Annotated in this window: 5 protein-coding genes and 3 pseudogenes; 5 read left to right on the forward strand and 3 right to left on the reverse strand. The window is 40.9% G+C overall.

What is annotated here, in order from left to right:
* Nucleotides 1-365: pseudogene (locus IM322_RS19265) on the reverse strand (ATP-binding cassette domain-containing protein); the annotation flags it as partial.
* Between the two features lie 52 nt (nt 366-417).
* Between IM322_RS19265 and IM322_RS19270 the strand changes: the two are divergent.
* Nucleotides 418-1457: pseudogene (locus IM322_RS19270) on the forward strand (IS630 family transposase).
* 88 nt (nt 1458-1545) lie between these two features.
* The gene (locus IM322_RS23790) at nt 1546-1788 is read left to right on the forward strand and encodes an IS66 family transposase (RefSeq protein WP_502863463.1); all 243 of its coding nucleotides are present in this window, start codon (nt 1546-1548) and stop codon (nt 1786-1788) included.
* Between the two features lie 150 nt (nt 1789-1938).
* On the opposite strand, the gene IM322_RS19280 is transcribed toward IM322_RS23790, so the two are convergent.
* Together IM322_RS19280 and IM322_RS19285 are read right to left on the reverse strand one after the other, a co-directional pair.
* Nucleotides 1939-2457, reverse strand: coding sequence for a hypothetical protein (locus IM322_RS19280; RefSeq protein ID WP_287674868.1), 519 nt, complete (start codon nt 2455-2457; stop codon nt 1939-1941).
* Nucleotides 2454-2717: a helix-turn-helix domain-containing protein gene (locus tag IM322_RS19285; RefSeq protein WP_002768755.1), complete on the reverse strand. Its 264-nt coding sequence runs from the start codon at nt 2715-2717 to the stop codon at nt 2454-2456. Before IM322_RS19285 ends, IM322_RS19280 begins: the two co-directional genes overlap by 4 nt.
* Before the next feature lie 208 nt (nt 2718-2925).
* Between IM322_RS19285 and IM322_RS19290 the strand changes: the two are divergent.
* The 3 genes and pseudogenes from IM322_RS19290 to IM322_RS19300 all read left to right on the forward strand — a co-directional run.
* Nucleotides 2926-3189, forward strand: a pseudogene (locus IM322_RS19290) (DUF29 family protein); the annotation flags it as partial.
* Between the two features lie 170 nt (nt 3190-3359).
* On the forward strand, nt 3360-3983 hold the full coding sequence (gene cpcF, locus IM322_RS19295) for a C-phycocyanin alpha-cysteine-84 phycocyanobilin lyase subunit CpcF (RefSeq protein WP_287674870.1): 624 nt from the start codon (nt 3360-3362) through the stop codon (nt 3981-3983).
* A 62-nt stretch (nt 3984-4045) separates the two neighbouring features.
* Nucleotides 4046-4819, forward strand: coding sequence for an ABC transporter permease (locus IM322_RS19300; protein WP_002761938.1), 774 nt, complete (start codon nt 4046-4048; stop codon nt 4817-4819).
* The last annotated feature ends 117 nt before the right edge of the window (nt 4820-4936 follow it).

Raw genomic sequence — 4936 nt, forward strand, 5'->3', positions numbered from 1 at the left:
ATGGATGATAGTCTTCCATTCTCATTAATCGCCAAGTAGAATCCTCGGAAAGTTCCAAAACCTTTTGATGGTAGTTAAACAAACTTTCTCGATGTCCGACACTAATAAAGGTCTTTCCAGTTTGTTGTAACTGTTTATATATAGCGTTTCTCACACCTGTGTGGCACACTCAAACCTTTGCTGATGAAGCTTTTCACCATCGACAATGTACCTCTTGCGAACAGGAAACGCTATAAATGATCTTCATTTTTTAAATCTAAAGCACTGGTGGCTTCATCTAAAATCACAAAATCTGGCTGATTAACGAACAGTCGCGCAAAGGCTAGACGTTGTTGTTCTCCTAAAGATAAAATATTTTCCCAAGGACAATAATATAGTTTAAGAGTCATAATTAGAAGCAAAGCACTCATTAAAAACATGATTAACCTAGAATTCACGGAAGAAGAAAAGAACTCACTGTATTATGAAAGATTTCATCATCCCCATCCCCGGGTTCAACTGAAGATGGAAGTTCTCTGGTTAAAGAGCCAAAAGATACCGCACCAAAAAATTTGTCAGTTAGCAGGAATCTCGCCAAATACCTTATTAACTTATCTTCGAGATTATCAAGAAGGCGGAATAGAAAAATTAAAAGAAATCAACTTCTATCGCCCTAAAAGTGAATTAGAATCTCAAAGAGAAACGCTCAAAAAATACTTCGAGAAAAATCCACCAGCCACAATAAATGAAGCTGTATATAGGATAGAAGAATTGACGGGAATAAAACGAAGTCCCACCCAAGTGAGAAAATTTTTAAAATCCATGGGAATGAAATGTTTAAAAGTAGGTTCTCTTCCTTCTAAAGCTGACCGGGATGAACAAGAAGACTACAAAGAAAAAAAGCTAGAACCCAGACTAAATGAGGCTAAAGAAGGAAAAAGGGCTGTTTTTTTTGTTGATGCCGCTCACTTTGTCATGGGAGCTTTTCTCGGTATTGGTGTTTTGAGAGACTTTTCGTTAAGTCACCGAGCGGGCGTAAACGCTTCAATGTTTTAGGAGCATTAAATGCAATAACTCATGAAGTTATTATGGTAACATATGACACTTATATTACAGCAACTCAAGTCTGTGAACTTATTGAAAAAATAGCTGCTTTAGGACTAATGATTCCCATCACTCTAGTCTTAGATAATGCCCGCTATCAGAAATGTAAAATTGTTGAAGAATTGGCTCTTTCTTTGTCAATAGAGCTACTCTATCTGCCGTCTTATTCGCCTAATCTAAATTTAATTGAAAGGCTGTGGAAATTGGTCAAAAAGAAATGTTTATATGGTAAATATTATGAAAACTTTTCTGACTTTTCTTCAGCTATTTATGAATGTCTGAATGATGCCCATCTGAAACATAAAAAAGAACTGGATTCCTTGCTCACTCTACGATTTCAGAAGTTTAATAAATCTCAGATTATGAACGTCTAAAGTATAGCGATCGCCTCTCCTGAAAAATAGTTATTTTGTACTATATTGCCCATGCCAAAATCGGGGTTAATGCTCTATTTATTTCAAAATGAGAATTGCTGGCTATGGGGCGGCCGCCCAGCAGAAATGTCTAGCCCATTTACTGCGGCATTTTAAGCAGGTAGAAAAACTGAAAACTCCCCAGCAAAAGGAGTTAGCCCAAGTCTTTTTGGATTTAATCACGGAAGCCTTTAGGCAACATAGGCAATATCGAGAAACCGGCGCTCGGTCTATCTATAACTGGACAGCAATTCTCATTTTGAAACGATTTTGCGTTGCTTCAGCGATCTAGAGATTCGTTAAAGAATTTTAACCCCTCTAGGTGCAAGGGTTTTAATGTCATCAAACCTTAAAATGAGAATTGCTGTTGGTCAGGCGTTGAAGGCGACTTTGGGATTGGATGCTGCTCCTTCTCTGATTCCTTCTTCCTGTACCTGAATCCTTACTCTAGAACAAGGTAATCAGGAGGATTATGATAATGATCATCTCTCGCTTTAGCCACTGAAAAGCCAGAGACAACGCATACATCTAGAATCTTGGGTTTGCCGTAAATTACCGCTTCGGGCAGCCAAGCTATTAGGGAAACGTAGGTTTGATCAAACTGAAAATGATTTTGACTATCTTTGAAACGGGCTGTTATTTCAGTAGCTAATGGGAACCATGCTTTTATTTCTAATCCTGGGGTAGGCTGGATGCTACCCATGAAGACAGTATCAGGAAATCCTGGATCTTGCCTTTTCCATTCACCAAACGGCGCAAATATTTCCTGCTTATTCAAAAACTCAACAGTGTTAAATTCAATCAGATTTCCCAATAGTGGTGATAGCTTTGAAATTACTTTGGCTAAATTAACTGCTGCAGCAACCGATATTGGTCTAGCAATGTCTAATAGGTCAAATCTATGTCCAGACAAATCATCTATATCTTGCGATGCAAGGCTAATAACATCTTCTGTATTCATAACCCTTCCCCACAAGATGTGGACTGACAAGCTTGCTCAACTTGCCTTAAAATTTCGCAAGGATCTACACCGATTACACGACTAACCAGAAGGAACTCAACGACATCTAATCTTCTTTCACCATTTTCGTATTTGGCAACGAAAGATTGCGGCTTTTTGATGGCTTTAGCGAGGGCTGCTTGAGTTAAATTCGCATCCTTACGAGCGGCGATCAGGCATCGACGAAAGACATGGTACTCTGGGCTAAAAATAGATTTCATCGTGCTTTAATGAGCACAGGAGTTAGCAATTCCAAGATAAACCTATTTTAGGATAATCCCAAAATGGGATTTTAAGTTCCCTACGGCCTTAGTAAACAGCTTGACACCCCTAGTGTAGCGGACGGTATGGAGTCTTTGGTACAATAACGGAGGTGACTCGCTGCTGCTGATCTGGAACGATAGAAAGTTTGGGCAGAAGTCAACACACTGCCTCAAACTCTGCTATGCTGATTACGTTGAAGATTATCGAGGTTGGCAAGAAACTATTAGGCGCAGTCAACGGGAACTAGAAGAATTTTTGAGCGATTCTCCTAGTTTAAAACCCTCCCGGGATCAAGTGTTTTTAGATTGCTATGCCACGGCTTTAAAAAGCTTGCGAGATAACCCCGATTATCGATCCTTTAACTTTCCCGATGATTGTCCTTTTCCCCAAGAAATTAGTCAGATTTTACAGAAAAAAGTTTGGCGATAAAATTATCTTTAAAAGTTTGTTGGTGGGGTGAGGACATAAGAATCAGTCGTCAGGAGATTATTTTTATTTATTCTTACCACTTCCTAATTCATAATTCATAATTTATAATTCATAATTCATAATTCCCACTCCCTAACCCCTACACCCCTCATCCCTTCTACTGATAACCAATGCTTCCCACCGTTGAGACTTTAATTATTGCCGTCGAAAAAGCCGACTCAGCCAATGAGTTACTAACCGCCGTGGAAAACTTAGCCGCCGCCAAAAGTGAGGCGGCAATACCCACCCTCACCGATGTCCTGAGATATAATAACCCCGGTGCCTCCGTGGCAGCCGTGGATGGTTTAATCGCCATCGGCAAAGCGGCGGTTCCCTATTTACTGGCCAACCTAGACGGTTATAATTATGGGGCGAGAGCTTGGGCAACCCGCGCCCTAGCGGGAATTGGCGATGTGCGAGGATTGGACTTATTGCTTGATGCGGCGGTGAGTGATTTTTCCTTTAGCGTGCGGCGAGGGGCGGCTAGGGGCTTAGGAAATATAATTTGGTCTGATTTGGAGGAAAGTCGGGTCTCTGAGGCTCAGAACGCGGTTTTTACAGCACTGGAGAAACTTTCGCAAGGGGATCCAGAGTGGGTGGTTAGATATGCGGCGATCGTTGGATTGGAGGGGTTAGGAACTGCGGCGGCGGCATTTCGCAGGGCGATTCGGGAACTTTTAGGACAGATTCGGGAGACAGAAGCGGAAATAGTGGTAAGACTGCGCGCCGATCAAGCTCTGGAACACTTACAATAAGCCTAAGTCGAAAGTAGAAAAACTTATTTCTCTACAGGGAGAAACAATTACACTAACATTCTATGAAATATTGGCAGGAAATTTTAGCGATCGCTCAACGAATTTTAGTGGAATTAATCCGGCGCGGGCGTAGCTTAATCCTCTGGGGCATTTTCCCGATCCTTGTCCTGCTCTTAAATGGCTATATTATGGCAGAAAAAGGCAAAATTGAGCTTGCCGAGGCGATGGCTCTGGCTACTCCTCCCACCCTCGTCGGGGCGGCACTTTTCTTTAGTTGTTTGGGGGGAACCGTGGCGACGGTAGTAGCAGAAAGGGAACAACAAACGATTAAACGGTTATTTTTATCGCCTTTAAGCGGTGTTTCCTATTTTATCGGCATTTTTCTCGCCCATTGTGCGATTGCCGCCTGTCAGACAGTTTTAGTTTATTCTATTGCTAAACAGTATGGAGCCACTTTTAAAGGCTCAATTCCTCTAGAATTATTAATTATTTTTCTTAGTATCACCGCCTATGTGGGTTTAGGATTTATCCTCGGTACTCAACTGGCGAAAAGAACAGAAGATGTTAATGCTTTGGTGGGAACTTTTGGGGTTCCTTTATTAATTTTAGGCGGCGTTTTTCTCCCAACTGCTTTATTCCCCGACAATATTCTATCTCTGGCTAAATATAACCCTATCTACCACATGAATGAAGCTTTAATTGCTGTTTGGGCAAAGGGCGAAAATCTACAAGATATTAGCTCTCATTTTCGCTTTCTCTGTCTTTTTGCTCTAGCTATGGTAGCAGGTGGTTGGCTTACCTATCGACAAATGTTAAACCTTGAACGCCGACTGTAAATCAGTTATCAGTTATCAGTTATCAGTTATCAGTTATCAGTTATCAGTTATCAGTTATCAGTTATCAGTTATCAGTTATCAGTTATCAGTTATCAGTTATCAGTTATCAGTTATCAG

Origin of the sequence: Microcystis sp. M109S1 (assembly GCF_020247025.1) — a bacterium.
Classification (GTDB): Bacteria; Cyanobacteriota; Cyanobacteriia; order Cyanobacteriales; family Microcystaceae; genus Microcystis.

Bases quoted from the DNA above. Each gene is read 5' to 3' on its own strand.
- IM322_RS23790 (WP_502863463.1), top strand. From the start codon at position 1,546: ATGAGAATTGCTGGCTATGGGGCGGCCGCCCAGCAGAAATGTCTAGCC.
- IM322_RS19280 (WP_287674868.1), bottom strand. From the start codon at position 2,457: ATGAATACAGAAGATGTTATTAGCCTTGCATCGCAAGATATAGATGAT.
- IM322_RS19285 (WP_002768755.1), bottom strand. From the start codon at position 2,717: ATGAAATCTATTTTTAGCCCAGAGTACCATGTCTTTCGTCGATGCCTG.
- cpcF (WP_287674870.1), top strand. From the start codon at position 3,360: ATGCTTCCCACCGTTGAGACTTTAATTATTGCCGTCGAAAAAGCCGAC.
- IM322_RS19300 (WP_002761938.1), top strand. From the start codon at position 4,046: ATGAAATATTGGCAGGAAATTTTAGCGATCGCTCAACGAATTTTAGTG.